The 22,779-nt window shown below is 70.6% G+C and carries 23 protein-coding genes; 13 read left to right on the top strand and 10 right to left on the bottom strand.

Annotated elements, in window-relative coordinates; genetic code table 11:
• Positions 1-31: 31 nt before the first annotated feature.
• Positions 32-400: a hypothetical protein gene (locus tag ACGFMK_RS37380; RefSeq protein ID WP_392773668.1), complete on the bottom strand. Its 369-nt coding sequence runs from the start codon at positions 398-400 to the stop codon at positions 32-34.
• A 121-nt stretch (positions 401-521) separates the two neighbouring features.
• Here ACGFMK_RS37380 and ACGFMK_RS37375 point away from each other — a divergent pair, with 121 nt between their 5' ends.
• The 3 genes from ACGFMK_RS37375 (at position 522) to ACGFMK_RS37365 (ending at position 3,795) form a co-directional block, all read left to right on the top strand.
• Positions 522-1,109, top strand: coding sequence for a TetR/AcrR family transcriptional regulator (locus tag ACGFMK_RS37375; protein WP_392773667.1), 588 nt, complete (start codon positions 522-524; stop codon positions 1,107-1,109).
• Positions 1,110-1,132: 23 nt separating this feature from the next.
• Positions 1,133-1,885 (top strand): glucose 1-dehydrogenase, encoded by a 753-nt coding sequence (locus tag ACGFMK_RS37370; protein ID WP_392773665.1) that lies wholly within the window; start codon positions 1,133-1,135, stop codon positions 1,883-1,885.
• 605 nt (positions 1,886-2,490) lie between these two features.
• The gene (locus tag ACGFMK_RS37365; protein ID WP_392773664.1) at positions 2,491-3,795 is read left to right on the top strand and encodes a GGDEF domain-containing protein; all 1,305 of its coding nucleotides are present in this window, start codon (positions 2,491-2,493) and stop codon (positions 3,793-3,795) included.
• Here ACGFMK_RS37365 and ACGFMK_RS37360 read toward each other — a convergent pair.
• Entirely contained in the window at positions 3,792-5,495 is a 1,704-nt protein-coding gene (locus tag ACGFMK_RS37360) for a DUF262 domain-containing protein (RefSeq protein ID WP_392773662.1), read from the bottom strand. The genes ACGFMK_RS37365 and ACGFMK_RS37360 overlap by 4 nt on opposite strands.
• 193 nt (positions 5,496-5,688) lie before the next feature.
• Between ACGFMK_RS37360 and ACGFMK_RS37355 the strand changes: the two genes are divergently transcribed.
• The 3 genes from ACGFMK_RS37355 to ACGFMK_RS37345 are packed head-to-tail and all read left to right on the top strand — an operon-like array spanning position 5,689 to position 8,286.
• Positions 5,689-6,291, top strand: coding sequence for a TetR/AcrR family transcriptional regulator (locus ACGFMK_RS37355; protein WP_392773660.1), 603 nt, complete (start codon positions 5,689-5,691; stop codon positions 6,289-6,291).
• Positions 6,288-6,950 carry a VC0807 family protein gene (locus tag ACGFMK_RS37350; protein ID WP_392773659.1) on the top strand — a complete coding sequence of 221 codons (663 nt, stop codon included), beginning with the start codon at positions 6,288-6,290 and terminating at the stop codon, positions 6,948-6,950. Before ACGFMK_RS37355 ends, ACGFMK_RS37350 begins: the two co-directional genes overlap by 4 nt.
• Positions 6,943-8,286 (top strand): FAD-dependent oxidoreductase, encoded by a 1,344-nt coding sequence (locus ACGFMK_RS37345; RefSeq protein ID WP_392773657.1) that lies wholly within the window; start codon positions 6,943-6,945, stop codon positions 8,284-8,286. Before ACGFMK_RS37350 ends, ACGFMK_RS37345 begins: the two co-directional genes overlap by 8 nt.
• Positions 8,287-8,329: 43 nt before the next feature.
• Here the strand turns inward: ACGFMK_RS37345 and ACGFMK_RS37340 are convergent, their stop codons facing one another.
• Genes ACGFMK_RS37340 through ACGFMK_RS37330 form a run of 3 tightly spaced genes read right to left on the bottom strand, consistent with a single transcriptional unit; the run spans position 8,330 to position 12,378 of the window.
• Complete coding sequence (locus ACGFMK_RS37340) at positions 8,330-10,645, bottom strand: [protein-PII] uridylyltransferase (RefSeq protein WP_392773656.1); 2,316 nt, start codon at positions 10,643-10,645, stop codon at positions 8,330-8,332.
• Between the two features lie 9 nt (positions 10,646-10,654).
• Positions 10,655-10,993 (bottom strand): P-II family nitrogen regulator, encoded by a 339-nt coding sequence (locus ACGFMK_RS37335; RefSeq protein WP_093952295.1) that lies wholly within the window; start codon positions 10,991-10,993, stop codon positions 10,655-10,657.
• On the bottom strand, positions 10,990-12,378 hold the full coding sequence (locus ACGFMK_RS37330) for an ammonium transporter (RefSeq protein ID WP_392773654.1): 1,389 nt from the start codon (positions 12,376-12,378) through the stop codon (positions 10,990-10,992). The genes ACGFMK_RS37335 and ACGFMK_RS37330 overlap by 4 nt, the downstream gene beginning before the upstream one ends.
• A gap of 173 nt (positions 12,379-12,551) precedes the next feature.
• Here ACGFMK_RS37330 and ACGFMK_RS37325 point away from each other — a divergent pair, with 173 nt between their 5' ends.
• Positions 12,552-13,403: a putative RNA methyltransferase gene (locus ACGFMK_RS37325; RefSeq protein WP_392773652.1), complete on the top strand. Its 852-nt coding sequence runs from the start codon at positions 12,552-12,554 to the stop codon at positions 13,401-13,403.
• A gap of 266 nt (positions 13,404-13,669) precedes the next feature.
• The gene (locus ACGFMK_RS37320; RefSeq protein WP_392773651.1) at positions 13,670-14,296 is read left to right on the top strand and encodes a (2Fe-2S)-binding protein; all 627 of its coding nucleotides are present in this window, start codon (positions 13,670-13,672) and stop codon (positions 14,294-14,296) included.
• Positions 14,297-14,300: 4 nt separating this feature from the next.
• Here ACGFMK_RS37320 and ACGFMK_RS37315 read toward each other — a convergent pair whose 3' ends face one another.
• Together ACGFMK_RS37315 and ACGFMK_RS37310 are read right to left on the bottom strand one after the other, a co-directional pair.
• The gene (locus tag ACGFMK_RS37315; protein ID WP_392773649.1) at positions 14,301-15,158 is read right to left on the bottom strand and encodes a sigma-70 family RNA polymerase sigma factor; all 858 of its coding nucleotides are present in this window, start codon (positions 15,156-15,158) and stop codon (positions 14,301-14,303) included.
• 122 nt (positions 15,159-15,280) lie between these two features.
• A complete protein-coding gene (locus ACGFMK_RS37310) occupies positions 15,281-16,210 on the bottom strand; it encodes a LysR substrate-binding domain-containing protein (protein ID WP_392773725.1) in 930 nt (309 codons plus the stop codon).
• A gap of 70 nt (positions 16,211-16,280) precedes the next feature.
• Here ACGFMK_RS37310 and ACGFMK_RS37305 point away from each other — a divergent pair, with 70 nt between their 5' ends.
• Positions 16,281-17,141, top strand: a complete 861-nt coding sequence (locus tag ACGFMK_RS37305; protein ID WP_392773647.1) for an SDR family NAD(P)-dependent oxidoreductase — start codon at positions 16,281-16,283, stop codon at positions 17,139-17,141.
• Between the two features lie 97 nt (positions 17,142-17,238).
• Here the strand turns inward: ACGFMK_RS37305 and ACGFMK_RS37300 are convergent, their stop codons facing one another.
• Genes ACGFMK_RS37300 through ACGFMK_RS37290 form a run of 3 tightly spaced genes read right to left on the bottom strand, consistent with a single transcriptional unit; the run spans position 17,239 to position 19,526 of the window.
• Entirely contained in the window at positions 17,239-17,658 is a 420-nt protein-coding gene (locus ACGFMK_RS37300) for a VOC family protein (RefSeq protein WP_392773723.1), read from the bottom strand.
• Between the two features lie 14 nt (positions 17,659-17,672).
• Positions 17,673-18,971 (bottom strand): serine hydrolase, encoded by a 1,299-nt coding sequence (locus tag ACGFMK_RS37295; protein ID WP_392773645.1) that lies wholly within the window; start codon positions 18,969-18,971, stop codon positions 17,673-17,675.
• 24 nt (positions 18,972-18,995) lie between these two features.
• Positions 18,996-19,526, bottom strand: coding sequence for a DUF3887 domain-containing protein (locus ACGFMK_RS37290; protein ID WP_392773643.1), 531 nt, complete (start codon positions 19,524-19,526; stop codon positions 18,996-18,998).
• 278 nt (positions 19,527-19,804) lie between these two features.
• Between ACGFMK_RS37290 and ACGFMK_RS37285 the strand changes: the two genes are divergently transcribed.
• Genes ACGFMK_RS37285 through ACGFMK_RS37270 form a run of 4 tightly spaced genes read left to right on the top strand, consistent with a single transcriptional unit; the run spans position 19,805 to position 22,554 of the window.
• Positions 19,805-21,091: an O-acetylhomoserine aminocarboxypropyltransferase/cysteine synthase family protein gene (locus ACGFMK_RS37285; protein ID WP_392773642.1), complete on the top strand. Its 1,287-nt coding sequence runs from the start codon at positions 19,805-19,807 to the stop codon at positions 21,089-21,091.
• Complete coding sequence (locus ACGFMK_RS37280) at positions 21,088-21,564, top strand: CoA-binding protein (protein ID WP_392773640.1); 477 nt, start codon at positions 21,088-21,090, stop codon at positions 21,562-21,564. The genes ACGFMK_RS37285 and ACGFMK_RS37280 overlap by 4 nt, the downstream gene beginning before the upstream one ends.
• Positions 21,565-21,599: 35 nt before the next feature.
• Positions 21,600-22,355: an MBL fold metallo-hydrolase gene (locus ACGFMK_RS37275; protein ID WP_392773638.1), complete on the top strand. Its 756-nt coding sequence runs from the start codon at positions 21,600-21,602 to the stop codon at positions 22,353-22,355.
• 25 nt (positions 22,356-22,380) lie between these two features.
• Positions 22,381-22,554: a hypothetical protein gene (locus ACGFMK_RS37270; RefSeq protein ID WP_392773637.1), complete on the top strand. Its 174-nt coding sequence runs from the start codon at positions 22,381-22,383 to the stop codon at positions 22,552-22,554.
• Positions 22,555-22,779: the final 225 nt, after the last annotated feature.

Genomic DNA, 22,779 nt, shown 5'->3' with positions numbered 1-22,779 from the left:
AGGCTAGGCGGGCGAGCTTGCGGGACGACAGCTACAAACGGGTGTCGGGCGCGACGGATTCGCTCACGCATTCGAACGACGGGGTGACCTCGTCGAGCGCCTCGGCCGAGCAGCGGGCCGCGATGGCCGCCTCGCGCAGCACCTCGGCGACCACCTCGACGTCCAGCGGCGGTGCCGCGGCGAGCGCCTCCGAACCGGTCTCGACGCGGCGGGCGAGCCCGGCCAGCGCGTGGGAGATGGCCTCCTGCCCGGCGACCAGCTGCGCGACGACGTCGGTGAGCTCGGCCGTGGTGGCGCCCGGGCCGCCGCAGCGCAGGCCCGCGGCGAGTTCCTCGGCGCACGCACGCAGATGGGTGGCGACGACCGTCGGCGGCAGTGTCAGCTGTGGCGGATCCTGCATCGCGCACCCCCTCAGGCCGGTCAGAGCAGCCATAGTGCCACCGCACACGGCGTCACCGGACACGACACACCGCCGCCTGCATATTTGACCGATCGTTCTCGATGACGCTAGGGTTTTGATCATGTCCCGGGTCAAGGAGTTCGACGTCGACGAAGCCTGTGACGCCGCCTTGGCGCTCTTCCGGCGACAGGGCTACGAGGCGACGTCGGTCAGCGACCTCGTCACACACCTCGGCGTTGCGAAGGCGAGCCTGTACGCGACGTTCGGCACGAAGCACGACCTCTACGTCACGGCATTGAAGCGCTACGCCGAGCAGACGGACGCGCGTGTCATGGCCGAGCTTTCCCGGCCCGGCCCCGGGGTGCCCGCCGTGCGCGGGCTCCTCGACGGCTACGTGGCGGACATCCTGGGCGAAGCGGGTCCCATCGGCTGCTTCGTCGTCAACGCGGCCATCGAGCTCCTCCCCCGCGATCCGGAGGTCGCGCGAGTCGTCGAGCGCAGCTGGGACACCCTCGAGGTGGCGCTCACGATGGCGCTGGAACGCGCGAAGGCCCAGGACGAACTACCCGGCGACAGCGACCCGGCGACCCTCGCCCGGTTCCTGCTCACCGTGCTTCAGGGCCTGCGTGTCCTGGGCAAGGGCACGGACGCGGCGAGCCGGCTGAAGGCGGCCGTCTCGCAGGCGATGCGCGTACTCATTCAAGAATGATCGGACCAGAAAGAAGGCACTCAATGGGGGCACGGTTCGCAGGCAAGGTCGTCCTGGTGACGGGCGGCAGCTCGGGCATCGGACGGGCGACGGCACGCGCGTTCGCCGACGAAGGCGCGACCGTGGTCGTCGCCGGGCGCGACGAGCAGCGGCTCGCCTCGGCGGTACAGGAGATCGGTAGCTCGGCCAGCGCGATCGTCGCGGACGTCACCGACTCCGCGGACGTCGCGCGCATGGTCGAGACGGTCGTCGCGCGGCACGGCGCACTGGACGTCGCGTTCAACAACGCCGGCATCCTCGGCGAACCGGCGGCCACCGGCGATCTGCGCGAGGACGTCTTCGACGCGGTGGTCGGCACCAACCTCACCGGCACCTGGCTGTGCATGAAGCACGAAATCGCCCACATGCGGGCGCACGGCGGTGGCGCGATCGTCAACATGGCGTCGAACATCGGCTCGCACGGCCGGCTCCCCGGCATGGCGGCCTACGCCGCGTCGAAGGCCGCGGTGAGCGTGCTGACCCGCACCGCGGCGCGCGACCACATCGCCGAGGGCGTCCGCGTGAACGCCGTCAGCCCGGGTGCGACGGACACCGAGATGTCGTTGCGGCCCGGCGAGACGGATGCGGACCGCGCCGAGCGGCTCAAGTCCGCGATTCCGCTGGGCCGGGTGGGTGCCACCGCCGAAGTGGCCGCAGCGGTGCTGTGGCTGGCTTCGGACGAGGCGGGGTTCACGGTCGGCCACGACCTGGTGGTCGACGGCGGCGCGACCGCCTGAGCGGCCCCACCCGGGCCCGCGTCACTTCAGGATTCACGGTTGCGCATGGTGACGATCCCCTCTCGTACCGGGACGGACGGTGTGCGGCGTGGGTTCAGGACTCGCGATTGCGCACGGGGCTCCCCTTTCAGGCGTCGCGGCGGGTGGGCTTGGGTTCAGGACTCGCGGTTACGCATAGAGCTCCCTCCAGGCGTTGCAGCAGGTGGGCTTGAAGTCAGGACTCGCGGTTACGCACAGGGCTCCCCTTTCAGGCGTCACGGCAGGTGGACTTGAAGTCAGGACTCGCGGTTACGCACAGGGCTCTCCCTCCAGGCGTCGCGGGCGGGTGGCACGGGATCAGGACTCGCGGTTACGCACGGCAGCTCTCCTCTCGCGCGGGACGGACAGAACTGCGGTGGCTCAGGATTCGCGGTTGCGCACGACGGCCTCCCTCCGGCGATCCACGGCGGACATCGGGACGCGGGGGGCTCAGGATTCGCGGTTGCGCATGGCGGCGGCCTCCCCTCACTGGTCCGATCGTGTGGCAATCATCGATCGCGGCCGCCCGGTGTGATGGGGTGGAAGCGGATCGTCGGATCACCCACGGGAGTTGCACCGCCTTGAGTATGGACGGCGCCCATCCGGCCGAACCCCGTGCGGGTCGCGTTCGGGGGATGCTGAGTCCTGGTCACTGGACCCTCTGGCGGCAGCGCGGGTCACTGATCTCCTACGTCTTCCTGGTCGAGTCGGTGGCGCTCGTGGCCACCGTCTGGACCGCCGTCGCGGTGCCCGTGCGGCTCTGGGACCTGGTCGTCCTCGCCGTCCTGGCCGTGCTCGGCGTGCTGCAGGCCGAGCTGGGCCGGCAGATCGAGCGCGTCCGGCGGCTGGTGTCCGACACCCCGCACATCAACCTGACGTCGGTCTGGACGTTCGCCGGCGTGCTGCTCCTGCCGCCCGCGCTCGTCGCCGCCCTGGTCGTCGTCCTGTACGTGCACCTGGCGACGCGCAGCCTCGCGCGGATGAAGCGCGTCCCGCCGTTCCGGACCGCGCTGAACGCGACGCTGGTCGTCGTCACCTGCTACTCGGCCGAGTTCGTCCTGCACCGCCTCGGCGTGCCGGACATGTACTCGGCGCTGACGTCCGGCTGGCGCGGCGTCACGGCGATCACGCTGGCCGCGGTGGCGTACTTCCTGGTCTCCGCGATCACGATCGTCCCGGCGCTGACGATCACCAAGCGCACGGTGAAGGCGTTCTTCGGTGGCCTCGGCGACAACCTCCTCGAGGTCGCGACGCTGTGCCTCGGCCTGCTCACGGCGTTGACGCTGGCGACGCTGCCCGCACTGGCGATCGCCATCGTGCCGCCGCTGCTGGTGCTGCACCGGGCGGTGCTGATCAAGCAGCTCGAGATCGCCGCGACGACCGACGAGAAGACGGGCCTGTTCAACACGACCGGCTGGCACCTGCTGGCGTCGCGCGAGCTGGCCAGGGCGCAGCGCAGCACGCAGAGCAGCTTCGGCATCCTGATGATCGACCTGGACCACTTCAAGCTGATCAACGACCAGCACGGCCACCTCGCGGGCGACACGGTCCTGCGGGCCATCGCGACCACGATCAAGAACGCCGTCCGCGACTACGACTCGGTCGGCCGCTTCGGCGGCGAGGAGTTCGTCGTCCTGCTCCCGGACATCGGCCCGGCCGCCGTGCTCGCGGTGGCGGAACGCATCCGCGCGGCCATCGCGGCGCTGGAAGTCGAGTACGAGGACGGCAACCAGGTGCGCCTCATCGACGCCCTGTCGGCCTCGATCGGCGTAGCGACCTACCCCGACGGCGGCACGGCCGTCGACCGCCTGCTGCAGGCCGCGGACAAGGCCCTCTACCGGGCCAAGGACGCGGGCCGCAACAAGGTCGTCGACGGCACCGCCATCGCCTAGGAAGCCGTAGAGCTATCGGGGTTCAGCCGCCAGAGATCGCCGAGGACCTTCAGCAGAGTCTCCTGTCGCCCTTCGAGGACGGCCGGAGTCCACTCGGGGCTGTCGAGCACTTGTCCGGTCAGGACGAACGGCGGCCAGCTCGTCTTCTCGAAGTACTTGGTCTTCTTCACTTCGAACTCGAGGTTGCCGGCTTGGGAATTCTTCCGCCTCGAAAGCAGGACGAGGTTCGCCAGGCGGTGAACCCAATACAACCGCTCCTGCGGAGTGAACTCCGTAGTCCATGTGCTGTCTGCTGCGGGCGATTGGGGTAAAACGTGTTCCACACTGATCAGTGGGGAGTGTTCGTAGCTCTTCCCACCGTCCGACAGCGCAGAATCGAGGCGTAACAGCACGTACTGACGAATCCGTGTGACTGTGTAGATCTCGGCGTTGAGCCTCTCGACGGTCGCCGCTCGTTCGTCAGCGGACAACTGGAGCGGGGACTCGTCCGCATAGAGGTCGCGTTCCTTTTCCATCCAGTCCAGGACGCGTCCGTAACGCTCGATCCGGCGAGTGATGTCCACCCGGCGGACGAGCATGCTCGCCGCGAGTCTTTCGAGGTCGACCAGGAAGCGGAGAAGTTCTGCGGAATCGGCGGTCGGACGACTGAAGTAGCTGATGGCCGGAGGGATCCAGTCGGTGTTGTCCAGCTGTTTCAGCCAGCCCAGGAGTCTGTTGATCGCTTCCTCGTCGGGGCCTCCGGCGTAGCTCGCACGCGTGACCGCCTCGAAGGCGTCCGAGTACGGAACCAGCACGTCGTCGATGAACTTCTTGCCATCCGACACGCGCTGCAGGACCGACGCGCGGAACTCCTTCAAGATCGACTCACGAGCTTTCGTCTTCGCGTACACCATGCGGATGTGAGAGAAGAGATCGCCGAAGTCGCTGCGACCGAGATCGTCCTCTTCCCGGGCCCACTTGGTGGTATAGGCGTCCTGGTCGACTTCCACGATGCGGCCGATGATCTCCGCCTTGAGGATGTCGGTGTGCGTGAGATCCAAGCCGCGCTCGTTGAGCACCGAGAAGATGCGGTAGGCCGACTCGAAATCGGCAGTCGACACCACGACCAGGTACGTGTGCTGGTCGATGAACGAGACCAGACGCTCGCGCTCCACCATCTCCAGTTCGCTCAACCGAGCCTTGAGCTGGAGTGCGTTCTCGACCAAGCGTGCCTGGCTGTCGGGTCGCACGTCCACCAAGGACGCAAGCAGAGCGTTGCCTTCTCGTTCCTGAATGTACTTCTCGAAGAAGCCCTGGTCCTGGTTTCGCAGACGGAGACGAGGTTGATCCGCGGTCTGCTTGATCGGATCTCCCTTCTGGAAGATCCGCTTCTCCAGTGAAGCGGCAAAGGGTGGCGAGACGCAGTCGCGGAGAACGCTCAGCAGCACCGTGAGAGTGGTGAGACGCTGCTGCCCGTCGACCACCTCGGCCAGTGCTTGCTTTTCCGCTTTGACCAGCACGATGCTGCCAAGGAAGTAGGGATCGGCTTCGGTGAGCGAGTCCTTGGCGCGAGAAGCGGCGAGAAGGTCGTCGAACATCTCCCCCGCCTGGTCGGTCGTCCACGCGTATGGGCGCTGATAACGAGGGATCGTGAAGTGGTAGTCGTCGGTGAAGATGTCGCCGACAGTGTGCTCCGCTGCTTGGATTTTCGTCCCGGCCATGCGGAAGATCTCGGTGGCGAGACACCGGCTGTTACAAGATCCACCGCATCCTTCGGGAAGCTGTGGCCAAAACGGCCCGCTCAACCTCCCAGCCCGCTCGTCGACGGCACCGCCATCGCCTGATCCACTCCCCTTTCTCCAGCCCTTGACCAGGTGACTTGTCATTTTTGCTCGCTTGAGCTAACTTTTGCTCATGCGAGCAAGAACGTTCACCGAGTCCGGCAGGCGGGCCCAGATCGTGCGGGCGGCGATCGAAGTGATCGCCGAGGACGGTTACGCCAAGGCGTCGTTCAGCCGGATCGCGAAGCACGCGGGTCTGTCGAGCACCGGCATGATCAGCTACCACTTCGCGGGCAAGGACGACCTGCTCGCGGTGTGCATCACCGAGATCGAACGGGTCACCGGGGCGTTCATGCAGCCGCGCATCGACGCCGCCGTCGGGCACGTCGCGCAGCTGCGCGCCTTCGTCGAAGCCAACGTCGCGCTCGTCGGGGAGCACCCCGCCGCGATCCGGGCACTGATCGACCTGGTGAAGAACGCCGGCTCGCAGAGCGACGCCGTCAACGGGCGGCTCGCGTTGTTCGAGGAGCACTTCCGCACCGGACAGGCGGCCGGCGCCTTCGGCCGTTTCGACCCGCGGACCGCGGCACTGGCGCTCACCAGCGGCCTCGACGCCGTCGTCGCCACCGCGGCCGCCGCCGTACCCGAACCAGCCGAGCTCACGCGCATCGGCCGTGAACTCGCCGACCTCTACGTGCGGGCGACCGCACCCGAAACCACTGGGGAACCCGCATGATGATCGAACAGAAGTCCGAGCCCGACGCCGGCCTGCGCCGGGTCATCCGCGCCAACGTGCTGAACGTCGTGTTCGAAGTGATCGTGCCGATGGCGCTGTTCTACGGCCTGCGCGCGGCGGGCGTCAGCCAGTGGTGGTCGCTGATGGCCGGCATCCTGGTCGCCGCGCCGTACGTGCTGTGGACGATCGCGCGCAACCGCAAGGTCGACCTCGTCGCCCTGGTGACGCTGAGCGTCATGGTGCTGTCGGTGGTGCTGGGCCTGCTCTCCGACGACCCGCGCACGCTGGTGATCCGCGAAGGGTGGACAGCCGCACTGGGTGGCGTGTTCGGTGCGTGGATGCTGGTCACGGTGTTCATCGGGCGGCCGGCGCAGCTGACGCTGGGCCGCACGATCGCCGAGGTCAAGCGCGGTGCCGAGGGCGCGGACGCGTGGGCGTCCCGCTGGGACACCGACGCCCGCTTCCGGCGCGGCCTGCGGATCAACACGGCCGCCTGGGGCGGCGTGCTGGTGGCCAGCGCGATCGTGCACATCGTGCTCGTCTACACCTTGCCGATCGACCTGATCTCGCTGGTCACCACCGTGCAGTGGTTCGCCATGCTGGCCGCCCTGATCGTCTGGCACGTCTGGTACCTCAAGAAGGAGAACCTGGATGCCTGACGTCCTGATCGCCGGCGCCGGCCCGACCGGCCTGCTGACCGCGTTCGAACTGGAGCGCGCCGGGCTCGACGTGCTGGTCCTGGAGCGCGACGCCCGCCCGACGACGCAGTCGAAGGCACTCGGCCTGCAGCCCCGGTCGGTCGAGGTGCTCGCCGACCGCGGCCTGCTCGCCGCGATCGAACCGCACATCGAGGCCCGGCTGCCCGGCGGGCACTTCTCGAACATCCCGATCGACTACACCGACCTGCCGTCCCGCTTCCCGTACCAGCTCGGCGTCGAGCAGGTGCACGTCGCGGCGGCGATCGAAGCGCGGCTGCGCACGCCGGTGCTGCGCGACGCGGCCGTCACCGCGGTGGTGCAGGACGACGAGGGCGTCACGGTCACCGCGGGCGGCCAGGAGTACCGGGCGGGGTGGCTGGTGGCGGCCGACGGCGGCCACAGCACCGTCCGGACGCTGCTGGGCGCCGCGTTCCCCGGCCGCTCGGCGCGGATTTCGCTGGTCGTCGCCGATCTCACGCTCACCGGGAAGCCCGACGGCTACGCCGACGAGTGGCGGCTGCCGTCCCAGGCCTCGGGGTTCCTGCTGCCGCTCGCCGGTGGCCGGCACCGCCTGGTCGTCGTCGGCGAGGAGCAGCAGCGGCTCGGCCGCGACGAGCCCGTCACGGCCGGCGAGTTGCAGCGGGCGCTGACCGCCCTGCACGGGCCGGGGTTCGAGGTGGGCGAGGTGCTCTGGGCGTCCCGGTTCGGCGACGCGTCCCGGCAGCTGGAGCGCTACCGCCACGGCCGGGTGCTGTTCGCGGGCGACGCCGCGCACATCCACCTGCCGGTCGGCGGCCAGGGACTCAACCTGGGCCTGCAGGACGCGGTGAACCTCGGCTGGAAGCTGGCCGCGCACGTCCGCGGCCACGCTCCCGGCGGTCTGCTCGACAGCTACCACGACGAGCGGCACCCGGTCGCCGCCCGCGTGCTGGTCAGCACCCGCGCGCAGGCGGTGCTCGGGGTGCCCGACCCCGACGCGGTGGCCGTCCGGGAGATCGTCACGGGCCTGATCGCCGTCCAGGAGGCCCACCGCACGCTCGCGGCGGAGATCTCGGGCATCGGTGTGACCTACCCGGGTGTTTCCGGCCGCGCGGTCGACGTGCCGTCCACATCGGACGGTCGTGCGGTCCTGGTCGGCGCGGAGCTGCCGCCGGGGTGGGCCGACCGCGTCGAGACCCGTCCCGGTGCCGGGCCGCAGCTCGTCCGGCCCGATGGTTACGTGGTCTGGAACGGCGGCCCGGGTTTGGAAAACGCGCTGGCCACGTGGTTCGGCGAGCCCGCGGTCGTGCTGGGGTGAGGGTGCCTGAGCCGGGTGACGGCCCGGCTCAGGCACCACTCGTTCAGGAAGCCGCGGCCATTACCGCCTGCTCGACCTCGCGGCGCCAGCCCGGCTCGATGCGGCCGCTGCGGGGCGTCACCGCGAACGAGTCGACCACCGCGCCGCCCAGCGTCGCCACCTTGGCCCAGCGGACTTCCGCGTCGCAGCGGCGCAACGCCCCGGCGACGCGGAACAGCAGGCCGATCCGGTCGGCCGCCCGGAGTTCGAGGACCACCGTATCGGGGCCGCTCGTCTCGTCGTCGAACCACAACACCTTCGGCGCGACCGACGCCGCGTCGGGTGAGCCGTAGTCGCGTTCCTTCGCCGCCAGTCGTTGCGTCAGCGGCAAAGTACCGGCGACCGCGCGGGCGAACTGCTCGCGCAGCAGCGTCACCTCCGGCAGTGAACCGAACTTCGGTGACGCTGTGAAGATCCCGGCGCGCCCGCCGTCATGGCCGCGCAGGATCGCCGAGTGCACCTCCATCGAGTTCAGCGCCAGCACACCGGCCGCCGGGGCCAGCAGCTCCGCGCGGGCCGGCACGGCCAGCAGCACCGTGACGACCTTGCCCTGCGTGCTGATCCGGACCTCGCCGTTTCCCGAGGCGACGGCCTGCGCGACGAGCTCGCGCTGTTCGGAGTCCATCGGCTCGGGTGCGGTGAACCCCTTGCCGCGCAGCACTTCCTCACACCCGGTGACCAGCTCGGCGAGCAGCCGGGCCTTCCAGTCCGTCCAGACCCCGGGCCCGGTGGCCAGCGAGTCGGCCTGGGTGAGCGCGTGCAGCAGCTCGACCAGGACGAGGTCGCCGTCCAGGGTCTTCACCACCCGCGCCACGGTGGCCGGCTCGCTGATGTCGCGCCGCGTGGCGGTGTGCGGCAGCAGCAGGTGGTGGCGGACCATCGCCGAGACCGTCGCGGCGTCACCCGTGTCGAGCCCGAGCCGGGCCGCGACCTGGGCGGAGATCTTGGCGCCCAGCTCGGAGTGGTCGGCGTCGCGGCCCTTGCCGATGTCGTGCAGCAGCGCGCCGACCAGCAGCAGGTCCGGCCGCGGCACCGTGGTGGTCAGCTTGGCCGCCTCGACGCAGGTGCGCACGAGGTGCCGGTCGACCGTCCACTGGTGCACCGGCGACCGCGGCGGCAGATCGCGGACCGCGCCCCACTCGGGGAACAGCCGGGACCACAGACCGGTCCGGTCGAGCGACTCGACGGCGTCGACCAGGCCCTCCCCCGCGCCCAGCAGCTCGACGAGGGCGTTCAACGCCTCGGCGGGCCACGGCGCGCGCAGCTCGGGCGCGGACTCGGCCAGTGCCTTCAGGGTGCCGAGCGCGATCGGCTTTCCGGTGCGCGCCGACGCCGCGGCGACCCGCAGCAGCAGCGCCGGGTCCTTCGCCGGCACGGCGTCACGGGCCAGCGAGACCTCGTTCCCGTGCAGCACCACGCCTTCGGCGAGCGGGGTGCGCGACGGCCGCCGCCCGAACCGCGCCTTCGGTGGTTCCACAGTGGACCGGAGCGCGACGTCCAGCGCGTACGCGATCGTGCGTCCCGCGCCGGACAGCTTGCGCGCCAAGGTGAAACGGTCACCGAAGCCGAGCTCGGCGGCCACCAGCTCGGCCTCCGGCGCGGACAGGACGTCCCGCTCGCGCCGGATCTCGCGCCGCAGCTCGGTCCGGACGTCGAGCAGGAGTCCCTTGGCCTCCAGCAGTTCCTCGCCCGGGCGGGCGGTGAGCTGCGCCGCGGCCAGCGCTTCCAGGACGGCGAAGTCCCGCAGCCCGCCCCGCCCGTGCTTGAGATCGGGTTCGGCGGACTGCGCGATCTCACCGCTGCGGGTCCAGCGCTGCCGCACCGACGCCGTCAGATCGGGGATCTGCTTGCGTGCGGTGCGGCGCCACTGGTCCCGCGCCGCCGTGACGAGGCGGCCGCTCAGCTCGGCGTCCCCGGCGAGGTGCCGGGCGTCGAGCAGGCCCATCGCCGTACGAAGATCCTCCGAAGCGACCTTCAGCGCTTCGCCGGGCGTGCGGACCGAGTGGTCGAGCCCGACTTTCGCGTCCCACAAGGGATACCAGAGCGCGTCCGCGATCTCGCCGACCCTGCTGTTGCCGTTGTGCACCAGCAGCAGGTCGAGATCGGAGAACGGCACCAGCTCCCGGCGGCCGAGCCCGCCCACGGCGACCAGCGCGACACCCGGTTCCGCGGTGTCGACGCCGGCCGCCGAAGCTCCCCTGCCCAGCCAGAACTCGTAGAGGTCGACCAGGGCCGCCCGCAACGCGGACGCCCCCAGCCTCCCGTGCCTGCCCTCGAGCAGTCGCTCGGTGGCCTTGACCAGTTCGCCCCCGTCGGCCATCCCAGACGCCTATAGAGCGTCCGTGCCGCGCTCGCCGGTCCGTACCCGGATGACCGTCTCGACCGGCGTCACCCACAGCTTGCCGTCGCCGATCTTGCCGGTGTGCGCGGCCGTGGTGATGGCGTCGAGCACCTTCTCCACGTTGGTGTCGTCGGTGACGACCTCGATCTTCAGCTTGGCCACGAAGTCCACCGAGTACTCCGCGCCGCGGTAGACCTCGGTGTGACCCTTCTGGCGGCCGTAACCCTGGACTTCGCTCACCGTCATGCCCAGCACGCCCAGCTGCTCCAGCGCGGAGCGGACGTCGTCCAGCGTGAACGGCTTCACAATCGCCGTGATGAGCTTCATGCCTTGCTCTCCTCGAGTTTCGCGGCCGGAGTGGACTTGACCGGGATGGTGGACGGCGAGCCGAGGCCGCCGCCGGACAACCCGGTGAAGTCGTACGCGCTCTCCGCGTGCTGGGCCTCGTCGATGCCGGTGACCTCGTCCTCCGTGCTGACCCGGAAGCCGCCGGCCTTCTTGATCGCGAAGCCGATGATGAAGGTCAGCACGAAGGAGTACACCAGCACCGCGCCCGCCGCCGCGGCCTGCCTACCCAGCTGGGTGAAGCCACCGCCGTAGAACAGGCCGTCGGCGCCGAGCGAGTTCACGCTGGTGGTGCCGAAGAAGCCGATCAGCAGGGTGCCGACGATGCCGCCGACCAGGTGGACGCCCACGACGTCGAGCGAGTCGTCGAAGCCGAAGCGGAACTTGAGCGAGACGGCCAGGGCGCAGAGAGCACCGGCGATGACGCCGATCGCGATGGCCCCGAGCGGGCTCACGAAACCACACGCCGGGGTGATGGCGACCAGGCCGGCGACCGCGCCGGAAGCCGCGCCGAGGGTGGTGGGCTTGCCGAACTTGAGCTGCTCGACCAGCAGCCAGCCGAGGACGGCGGCGGCGGTGGCGACGGTGGTGTTGGTGAAGGCGACCGCGGCGAGGTCGTTGGCGGCCAGCGCCGAACCCGCGTTGAAGCCGTACCAGCCGAACCACAGCAGGCTGGCGCCGAGCAGGACGAACGGCACGTTGTGCGGGCGGCCGGTGTCCTTCGGCCAGCCCTTGCGCTTGCCGAGCACGATCGCCAGCGCGAGACCCGCGGCACCGGCGTTGATGTGGACCGCGGTACCACCGGCGAAGTCGAGTGCCTTGAGGTTGTTGGCGATCCAGCCGCCGACGGCGTCCGCGCCGATGAAGCCGTTGAACGAGAACACCCAGTGCGCGACCGGGAAGTACACGACCGTCACCCAGATGACGACGAACAGCGTCCAGCCCCAGAACTTCGCGCGGTCGGCGATGGCGCCGGAGATCAGCGCGGGCGTGATGATCGCGAACATCAGCTGGAACATCACGAAAGCGAGCACCGGCAGCGCGTCCGAGCCCGGCCACGCGACCTCGGGCGAGGAACTGGTGGCGGCCGTCACGAAGCCGGCGAGCTTGCCGACGGTGTTGCCGAGCCCGGCGAGGTCGAAGTTACCGACCAGGCCGCCGAAGGCGTCGTTGGAGAACGACATCGAGAAGCCGTACAGAGCCCACAACACCCCCACCACGGCCAGCGCGATGAAGTTCATCATCAGCATGTTCAAGACGCTCTTCGCGCGGACCATGCCGCCGTAGAAGAAGGCCAGTCCCGGTGTCATGAGCATGACCAGCGCGGCGCTGGCCAGTACCCATGCGGTGTCTCCTGCGTTCAGCACATCGTCCTCCCGTGCCCTGGGTTCATGCGAAGGCAGTTTTGGCGCGCGGTGTTTCACGGGACGGCTCGTCAGGTTTCACCCGCGTGAACTGTCCGCGCCACGTTGTTACGTCCAGGTTTCCCAGGACCTGTGCTGAAGTGTCCGGTTGCGAAACCTCGTGGTCGAATATCCCCATGACTTCAGCCGACCGCGGGAATGACCCACTGCCACCCCGGGTCGTGGAAGCGTTGCGATGTTCGGTGTGCGGCGACCCGATCGGGCTAACCGACCGCACACTGCGTTGCAGCAACCGCCACTCTTTCGATCTAGCGCGACAGGGTTACGTGAACTTGTTGCACGCGCGAATCCCAGCCGGTACGGCGGACACCGCGCCGATGGTTGCGGCGCGCGCGGACTTCCTCGAGTCGGGCGTGTACCGCGCCCTCGCCGACGAACTGGCGCGGGTCTGCGCGGACGCCGACGGCCTGGTGATCGACGCGGGCGCGGGCACGGGTTACTACCTGGCCCACGTCCTGTCCGCGGCCCCGGCAGCGACCGGCCTGGCGCTGGACGTCTCGGCGGTGGCCCTCCGCCGCGCGGCCCGCGCCCACCCCCGCCTGGGCGCGGCGGTGTGGAACCTGTGGGAGCCGTGGCCGGTAGGCGACGAGGTGGCGTCGGTCCTGCTGAACGTCTTCGCCCCACGCAACGGCCCGGAGTTCCACCGCGTCCTCCGCCCCGGCGGGCTGCTGACGGTCGCCTCGCCGACCCCGGACCACCTCCGCGAGCTGGGCGACCTGGTCCTGACGGTGGACGACCGCAAGGAGGAGCGCCTCGACGGCACCCTCGGCGAGTACTTCGCCCGTACGGGCCGCACGGAGGTCCGCCGGACGGTGGAGCTGACCCCGCAGCAGGTACGCCAGGCGGTGGAGATGGGCCCGGCAGGCCACCACCTGGACCGCGACGGCCGCCGGGAGCGTCTCGAAGCGCTGACCGAGGCACAGGAGGTCACGGTGTCGTTCGCGGTCTCGACGTACCGGCGCCTGTGACGCGGTGGTTCTGTGGCGGTGCTTGGACGGGCCTATGCGCAGGCCGTGCCGCCGCCGCGAACAGGCGCTCGCCGCCCTCGGCGCCGCGGACGGCGGTCCCCTCACCCTTACCGCCACTACCTGCCGCCCCCTCTCACCACCGCCGCGAGCTGCGGTTCCCGCCCTCCCTCCTCTCGTGCCTTCAGGTGCTCCACGTCCGCAAAACTGTGTCCAGGCCCTCCAGCGCCCTCCCCGCGTCGGTCGGGCGCGTCTGGGAGGGTGGAGGCGTGAAGCCCGACTGGACCGCCCCCGCGACCCTGCTCGCGGATCCGGAGTGGGTGCGGGCCCGGATCGGCGGCGCGGCGAAGCTCTACGGCTGCGCGCGGCCCGAGGTCCTCGGCACGATCTGGTGGTATTCGCTCTCCTCGGTGCTCGTTGCGCCCGCACTCGAAGGCCTGGTCGCCGGGATCCTCGTCGACCCGGCGCTCGCGGCGATCAAGCTGGATCTCGTCGCTGACGGCCGCTTCCTCGGCGCCCGCTCGACCCGCCCTCTGTCCGGTGGGCTGCCCGAGCTGGGCACGGCGTTCGCCGGGGCGCTCGGCACCGCGATCACGACGATCGTCACCGTCACCGGCGCCCGCGAACGCGCGCTGGGCGCGATCGCCACCGACTCGATCGCCAATCGGCTCCTCTGGACGCCGGATCCGGAGCGCGCGATGACCCTGGCCGAGCCGCTGGTGGCAGCGATCGGCCTCGGCCTGCCGAAGCCGCGCTTTATCCGCGTCGGCCGCACACCCGCTGTCCGCCGTGCCTCGTGCTGCCTGATCTACGAAGCCGGCAACCCGAAGTGCGTGAGCTGCCCACGTCAGACGCCGTCGGAGCGCGAAGGCCGCCTTCGCTCGGCCTTGGGCTGACCCGTCAGTCGAGGACGGCGACCTCCAGCCCACGCAGCCGCTCCGGGTCCGCGATGACCTCGATGCCGGTGATCCGGTCGTTGACGACGGTGAAGGACAGGACGACCGACAGCCGTCCGCCGCGCACCATCAGCAGACCGGGGACGCCGTCGACGAGCGCCAGTCCGCTGGCGCGAGCCCGCGTGGACGCCAGCAGCGCTCCCTTGCGGACGCTGGCGACCCCGCGCAGCATGACCGGTGCCCGGCTCGGGCCGACGAAACGGTCGGCGTGCAGGACGACGTCCGGATCGAGCAGGGACAGCAGCGCCTCGAAGTCGCCACCGCGCGAAGCGGCCAGGAAGGCTTCGACGACCTTGCGCCGCCGGGACACGTCCGCGTCCGCCGCGGCACCGCCCTTGATCCGGCGACGGGCGCGGCTGGCGAGCTGTCGTGTTGCGGCCGGAGTCTTGTCGATCATCGGCGCGATGTCGTCGAACGGCACCGCGAACATGTCGTGCAGCACGAACGCGACCCGCTCGGCCGGCCCGAGCGAGTCGAGCACCACCAGCAGGGCCAGCCCGACCGAGTCGGCCAGTTCGGCCTCCTGCTCGGGGTCGCGGACGTCCGCGTCCGGCTCCGGCTGCTGGTCCAGCGGCTCTTCGCGGTGGTTGCGCCGGGTGCGGAGCATCGAGAGGCACACCCGTACGACGACGGTGGTCAGCCACGCGCCGACGTTCTCCACGTCACCGGTGTCGGTGCGGTCGAACCGCAGCCAGGCCTCCTGGACGGCGTCGTCGGCCTCGCTCGCCGAGCCGAGCATCCGGTAGGCGACCGCCCGCAGCCGGGGGCGCTCGTGTTCGAACCGCTCGGTCAGTGCGTCCACCGTGTCCCGATCCTTTCGCGCCGGCGTTCGTAGCAGTAGACCCCGCGGTGACCACCGATGTGACACGAACGCCACGCCACCTGGCGTGATCTCGGTCATCGCCTCCCAGTCGTCCCGCCGTCTCAGTCCTCGGCGCGGTCCGGCACCCCGGCGGCCGCCCGGCGCAGGGCCTCGGCCAGCAGCGCCGCCGGTTCGGAGAGCGGGCCCGGCAGCCGGGCCAGCACCACGCGGCGCCGTTCCGACGGCCCGCCCCGCACCGTCACCACCCGCACCCCCGGCGGCACGGCCTCGGCCAGCGAAGCGGGCAACGTCGTCAGGCCGCACCCGGCCGCCACCAGGTTCAGCTTGGCGAGCCAGTCCCGGGCGGTGTGCGCGATCTCCGGCCGCTCGTCGAGTCCGGGCCACACGCCCATCAGCGTGTCCTCTCCCGCCGACGGCCCCGCGATCCAGCGCTGCCCGCGCAGGTCGGCGACGTCGACCGCGTCCGCGCCGGCCAGCGGGTGCCCCGCGGGCACGGCGAGGCACAGCGTGCGCTCGGCGAGCGTCTTGAGGCGCAACGCCGGGGTTTCGGAGTCCGGCGGCCGGAACGGTGGCACCGAACCCAGCACCGCCAGGTCCACCGCACCCGCACGCAGCGCGCGCACCAGGACCGGCGTCGTGCCTTCCCGGGTGGTGACGCGCACCGCCGGGTGAGTACGCCGCAGTTCCGCCACGGCACGCGGCACCAGGACGGCGCCGGCGCTGGGGAACCAGCCGAGCCGCACGCTCCCGCCGTCGGCGGGCAGCCCGGCCAGCTCGCGCCCCGCGGCGTCGATCTGGTCCAGCACCGCGATCGCCCGGCGCAGCACGACGTTCCCGGCGACAGTCAGGCGAACCCCGCCGGGACGCCGTTCCAGCACCGGTGTTCCGGCCACGCGTTCGAGCGAGGCGATCTGCCGCGACACCGCGGACTGCGTGTAGCCCAGTGCCGCCGCGGCCGCCGTGAGCGTGCCCCGGTCGGCGACCTCCCGGAACACGCGGAGGGCCACCAGGGAGACGTCACCGAAGTCCATGACGTTCACGCATACCAGGCTTGCCTGATTCTCGCTGGGCGCATGATCGTGCCGAACGTAGCGTGCAGGTATGACACGCACCGCCGTGGTGACCGGAGCCAACCAGGGCCTCGGATTCGCTCTCGCCCAAGGACTCGCCACCCACCTCCTTCCGGAAGACCTCGTACTCCTCACCGGTCGCGACGCCGGACGCGTCGCAGCCGCCGCCGAACGCGTCGTCGCGGACCCCTCGACGCGCAGCCGCGTCGAGGGCCGTGTCCTCGACGTCTCCGACGCCGACGCCGTCGCCCGCTTCGCCACCGACCTCGGCAAGGTGGACTTCGTGCTGTCCAACGCGGTCGGCCCGCTCGACCCCGGGCGGCCCCAGGCCGAGCAGGCCGACGTCTTCCTCGACGTCGCCAACGGCGGCACCTACGCGGTGCTGCGCTCGTTCGGCCCGATCCTGCGCCCGGGCGGCAGGCTGCTCGTCGTCGCCAGTTCGCTGGGCACCCTCGGCCACCTGCCCGAGGCCCTCCGGCCCCGGTTCGACGGCGTGCCACTCGACAACGTCGAGCGGGCCGTCGAGGATTGGCGCGCTGCGATCCACGCCGGCCGGGCCCAGGAGCTCGGCTGGCCGGAGTGGATCAACGTGCCCTCGAAGGTCGCCCAGGTCGCCGCCATGCGCGCCGTGGCCGCGGACCGCCGGGAGCGCGACCTCGCCGACGGCACCCTGGTCGCGGCGGTCTGCCCCGGCTTGGTGGACACCCGCGCGTCACGCCCGTGGTTCGCCGACTTCAGCCAGGCCCAGACCCCGGAACAGGCCGCGCAGGCGGTGCTCGATCTGGTCCTCGACGACCTCGACCCGTCGACGTACGGCGAGCTGATCCGCTTCGGCCACGTCCTGCCCTGGCACAGCGGCAGCCCGACCCGCCACGAGGAACTGATCGGCTAGCCACGCCCACGCAGAACCGTCGCCTCGGCTCACGCGACACCGAGCAGCGTTCCGCCCGTCGACCACCGCGCGAGCCCGGACCGTCGGTACCACCAGCTCAGAGCACGCAGAACTCGTTGCCCTCCGGGTCCGCCATCACGATGTGATCCGGCCGGCCACCCGTTTCGTACTCGTGCAGCACCGTCGCACCCGCCGCCGTGAGACGGGCGACCGCCTCCACGACCCGCTCCCAGCGCATCTCCCCGTCGACCTCGCGGCCGCCACCCGCCTGGATGTCCAGGTGCACCCGGTTCTTCACGACCTTGTGCTCGGGAACCTTGAGGAAGCTCAAGCTCGGGAGAACGCCTTCCGGGTCGGTCAGGTACGCGCCGTCGTCCCATTCCTCCTCGGGCACACCGAAGTCGGTGAACCACGCTTCCCAGCTGGCGAACCCGGCCGGCGGCGGCCGCTCGATGTAGCCGAGGGCCACCGCCCAGAACCTCGCGAGCACGCGGGGCTCCGCGCAATCGACCGTCAGACTCCAGCGCACCGTCACCGGCGCAGCGTATCGGCCAACAGCGCCACCGCCCCCTTCGCAACAGCGATTCCCCGTGCCGAGACGTGACCTTCGTCCAGTGGCGCCACCGGATCGGACACCATGACGCTGGTGACCAGTGAACGGCCGTCGGCGGTGCGGGCCAGGTAGTTCAGGGTCAGCACACCGGGTTCACTGCCGCCCTTGAACCAGACCTCCGGGAACTTCGCCTTGTCGAGGCCGAGCCCGCCGTCGTTGAGCGACAACGCGTGCCCGATCTCCGGCTGGTTTTCCTTCTGCAGCCCGGAGAACGCCCGGCAGATGTCGTCCGGCGAGGCGAACCACTCGAGCTCGTCGATCTTCTCTGGTTCGGACCATGAGGTGAGGCCGGTGAGCGGGAGCCGCTCGAGGCCGGCGACCGCCGCGGGACGCGCCCAACGCGGCAGGGCCAGGTAGGCATCGGCGCGGGCCGGGTACTGCGTGGCCTTGAGCTCGAACAACGCCTTCGTCGTCAGGAACGGGATGTTCGCCGACGGCCGCTGGTTGCCGAACGCGATGAGCTGCCGCTGCACTGCGTCGCGCCCGAGCCTGCGGATCAGGTGGTCGGTGGCGGTGTTGTCGCTGATCGAGATCATCTTGTCGGCGTACTCCGACAGCGGGAGCCGCGTGCCGGCCGGCTGGTTCTGCAACACACCCGAGGGCAGGCTCTTCCAGTCGTCGCGGATCGCGAGCTGCTCGGTCCAGGACGCCTTGTGCTCCGCCACCGCCTTGCCGAGCGCCCCGAGGACGTAGAGCTTGAACGCCGAGCCCAGAGGCCGTTGCACGTTGTCCTGTACGCCGTGCACGTCACGGCAGCGGCCGTCCGGCAGGATCTCCGACGCGCCGAACGAGACGCGGCCGCCGAGCGCCGCGAGCTGGGCGTCCAGCTCCGGCCACGACGACGGCACCGGGTCGTCCGGGGTCGCCCGCAGCCCGTCGATCAGCCCGGTCTGGTCGACGTGGAGGGCCAGCAGGTAGTCGTCCGCCGACCCGTGGACCGCCGCCTCGATGTGGTCGGGAGCCTCGGTGACGACTCGCTTCACTTCGAGCCGGCCGAGCCCGGTCAGCGCGGCGTTGATACCCGCGCTCCCGCCCGCCGCGGTCAACAGGACCTGCGCGATGTGTTGCCGCAGCTCGGTATCGGCCACCGGGACCCGCCCGGTGGCGTCGACGACCCATTCGAGCTGCTGTCCCGCCGTGGGTACTTCGGCGGCGTGGGCGGCCGGGGCCACCAGCGGTACCAGGACCGCGATCACGCCTGCGATTGCTGTTTTCATCGTTCCCCCTGTTCGCAACTGCGCTCACATCTGTTCGGCCGGCCGGATCCACAGCCCGGCCACCTGACCGTCCTCGCGGTAGGTCACCTGCACGGTCCGCTCGCCGGCCTCGAAGGCCAGTGGCAGGTGGACGATCGTGTAGTCCCCCGCCGACCGCGCGTACGGCTCTCCCATCCGCTCGTAGCGTCCGACCGATCCGGCCAGCTGCGTCCAGGCGAGCCGCAGCTCGTCCTCGCCGACCGAGGCGAGCATGCGGTCGTCGAAGTCCCGGCGCACCTCGTGCCACCGGCACCCGATGAGCTCGACCACGAGCTCCTCGGCGCGGTGAATCGCGTCGGGCCGCTTCAGTTCCGTCATCGACGCACCCGTCGCCGGATCGACCGGCCGGCCGAACCGCTGGAAAGCGGCCTGCCGGCTGGTGCCCAGCAGGTCACCGATCTCCTGCCAGGTGTGCCCGGCCGCCCTGGCCGCGTCCACGGTGTCCCGCAGTGTCGCCTCGGCGTCGCGGACCTTCCGCAACGCCGAGGCGACCGCGGCCAAGGGTTTGTCCGGCACGGTGTCAAGAGTGGATTGACGACCGGCTGTTGTCAAGTCATTCTTTACGTGCGTTCGCTGCCGGCGGGCAGCGCTCCGGCACGTGGCGTCGCAGTACTGGCGATTTCGGCCAGCGCCGCGACGAGGTGGCAGCGGCTTGCCACACACGGCACATTTCATACGTTCGAGTGTAGCGCACGGAATGCCAAAGCGTGCTAACCTCGGCAGCACGAAATGGCCACGCCCACCACCTGGGAGGCGTGGCCGACCGAAGGGGAGGACGGTTACGGTGAGGACCGATGAGTGAACGCACCTGGGGCTTCCGGACCCGCGCACTGCACGCGGGCGGCACGCCCGACCCGGCGACCGGCGCCCGTGCCGTGCCGATCTACCAGACCACGAGCTTCGTCTTCGAGGACGCGGCCGACGCGGCGAACCTGTTCGCACTGCAGAAGTACGGCAACATCTACAGCCGGATCGGGAACCCGACCGTGGCGGCGTTCGAGGAGCGGATCGCCAGCCTCGAAGGCGCGATCGGCGGGGTCGCCACGGGCAGCGGCCAGGCCGCGGAGTTCCTCACCTTCAGCGCGCTCGCCGAGGCGGGCGACCACATCGTGTCGGCGAGCGGCCTCTACGGCGGCACGGTCACCCAGCTCACCGGCACCCTCCGGCGGTTCGGCGTGGAGACGACGTTCGTCAGCGGCGGAATCGACGACTACGCCGCGGCGATCACCGACCGGACCCGGCTGCTCTACACCGAGGTGATCGGCAACCCCGGCGGCGGCATCGCGGACCTCGCCGCGCTGGCGGACCTGGCGCACTCCCACGACATCCCGCTGGTGGTCGACGCGACGCTGGCGACGCCGTACCTCTGCCGCCCGGTGGAACACGGCGCGGACATCGTGCTGCACTCGGCGACGAAGTTCCTCGGCGGCCACGGGACAACGCTCGGCGGGATCGTCGTCGAGTCGGGGAAGTTCAACTGGGGCAACGGGAAATTCCCCCGGATGACCGAGACCGTCGAGAGCTACGGCGGCCTCAAGTACTGGGAGAACTTCGGCGAGTACGCCTTCTGCACACGGCTTCGCGCGGAGCAGCTGCGGGACATCGGCGCGGTCCTCTCACCGCACTCGGCTTTCCTGCTGCTGCAAGGAGTCGAGACCCTGCCCCAGCGGATGGACGCGCACGTCGCCAACGCCCGCGCCGTGGCCGAGTACCTCGAAGCGCACCCGCGCGTGGCGTGGGTGTCGTACGCGGGCCTGCCGGCGCACCCGCACCACGACCTGGCGAAGAAGTACCTCCCCGCCGGGCCCGGGGCGGTGTTCTCGTTCGGCATCGACGGCGGTCGCGCCGCCGGCGAGACGTTCGTCGAGTCGGTGGAGTTGTTGTCACACCTGGCGAACGTCGGGGACGCCCGCACGCTCGTGATCCACCCGGCGTCGACGACCCACGCGCAGTTGTCGGAGGACCAGCTCACAGCAGCCGGTGTGGGCCCGGACCTGATCCGGCTGTCGGTCGGGCTGGAAGACGTCGAGGACATCCTCTGGGACCTCGACCAGGCACTGGGCAAGGCGGTGGCCGGATGACGTACGCCGTCGGCGCCGTCGAGCGGCGCGGGATCCTGAACCGGACGAAGTCGGTGACGCTGGTGGGCGCGTCCGCGAACCCGTCGCGGCCGAGCTACTTCGTCGCGACCTACCTGCTCTCGTCGACGCGGTACGAGGTCAACTTCGTCAACCCGCGCCTGGACACCCTGCTCGGGAAGCCGGTGTACGCCTCACTCAAGGATGTGCCGGGCGATCTGGACCTCGTCAGCGTGTTCCGGAAGCACGACGACCTGCCGCAGGTGGCCGAGGAAGTGATCAACGCCGGCGCGCGGACGTTGTGGCTGCAACTCGGGTTGTGGCACGAACCGGTGGCCGACCGGGCGCGGGAGGCGGGTCTGGACGTCGTGATGAACCGGTGCGTGAAGATCGAGCACGCGCGGTTCGCCGGTGGCCTGCACCTGGCCGGGTTCAACACCGGCGTGATCAGCTCACGGAGGCAGTCGGCACCCTAGGGAAGAGCTCGCCCGTTCCCGTCGTTGGCCCGGATATGACCGAGAAACTGGGGATCACCCTGTCCGGTGGTCCGACCGCACTTCTGGAGCTGGGCGGAGTCCGGCTGCTCACCGACCCGACGTTCGACCCACCGGGTGACCACTCGATCGGGCAGCGCGTACTGGTCAAGACCGAGGACTCGGTGCTGGCCGAGGACGCAGTCGGCGTGGTGGACGCCGTGCTGCTCTCCCACGATCAGCACCCGGACAACCTGGACGATCGCGGTCGCGACTACCTCCGGACGGTCCCGCTGACCCTGATCACACCCAGCGGTGCCGAGCGGCTGGGCGGGACCGCCCGTGGCCTGGCGCCTTGGGAGGAGACGCGGGTCGGGCGGCTCACGGTCACTGCTGTCCCGGCGTTGCACGGGCCTGAGGGCGCGGAGCAGCTGGCCGGTGACGTCACCGGGTTCGTGCTCGGCGGCGAGGGCCTGCCGACGGTGTACGTCAGCGGGGACAACGCGTCGGTGGACCTGGTGCGGGAGATCGCGTCGCGGTTCAGCGTCGACGTCGCGGTGCTGTTCGCCGGCGCCGCGAGGACGAAGCTGTTCGACGGGGCTCCCCTGACGTTGACCAGCGCAAACGCCGCCGAGGCGGCGAAGGTGCTCGGCTCGGCGAAGGTCGTCCCGCTGCACTTCCGGGGCTGGCAGCACTTCAGCGAGGGCCCGGACGTACTACGGAAGGAGTTCGAAGCGGCCGGTCTGGCCGACCGGCTGGTGCTGCTCGAACCCGGGGAGCGCGCAGAGGTCTGACTCGGGCCCGTGAGAGGCTGGCCGCATGGCCAAACCGACGCCGCTGCAGTTCCGGAACATCCTCGTCGCCCTGCTGGCGGCGGCGGGTTGCGTGTGGAGCATCGTGGCCGGCCTGCCGTGGTGGGTCAGTGCGATCATCGGCTGCGCGTGCGTCCTGTCGCTGGCCTCGGCCTACCTGAACCGTCCCGACGCGGGCTGACCACGGGTCGCCGACGAGGTGTTCAGCACTCGTCGACGACCCGCGAGTTCAGGCGGAGATACCGCCAGCTGAGCCGCACGTGCGGGACAGCGCCCGGTCCCGCACGCACGCCGGGCTCGGACGATCGGCACGGCATGCCCCGCCGACCGCGACAGCCTCACGGCTCACGGCTCACGGCTCACGGCTCACGGCTCACGGCTCACGGCTCACGGCTCACGGCTCACG

Source organism: Amycolatopsis sp. NPDC049252 (genome assembly GCF_043197175.1).
GTDB lineage: Bacteria > Actinomycetota > Actinomycetes > Mycobacteriales > Pseudonocardiaceae > Amycolatopsis.
The sequence above is the reverse complement of the archived record's forward strand: the minus strand, read 5'-3'. Positions and strand labels throughout refer to the sequence as shown.